Origin of the sequence: Synechococcus sp. CCAP 1479/10 (genome assembly GCF_019038515.1) — a bacterium.
In the GTDB taxonomy this organism is placed as follows: Bacteria; Cyanobacteriota; Cyanobacteriia; order PCC-6307; family Cyanobiaceae; genus Cyanobium.
Map to the genome: position 1 here is coordinate 1 of NZ_JAFKRJ010000097.1, position 214 is coordinate 214.

Consider the following 214-nt stretch of genomic DNA (forward strand, 5'->3'; position numbering starts at 1 on the left):
CTCGTAGCGGATGCCGTAGCCGGTGGCGGGGACCTCGAGGGTGGCGAGGGATTCGAGGAAGCAGGCGGCCAGACGGCCGAGGCCGCCATTGCCCAGGCCAGGCTCCTCCTCCACATCGAGGATCTCCTCGATGTCATTGATGCCGAACTGGCGCAGGGCCTCGGCGGCCTCCTGCTGGATGCCGAGCATCAGCAGGTTGTTGCCGAGCTGGGGG

At 68.2% G+C, this 214-nt stretch carries 1 protein-coding gene; it reads right to left on the reverse strand.

Annotated elements, in window-relative coordinates:
- The coding region (locus tag KUG39_RS17815) for a glycogen/starch/alpha-glucan phosphorylase (protein WP_216916635.1) at positions 1-214 on the reverse strand (214 nt) is incomplete at both ends.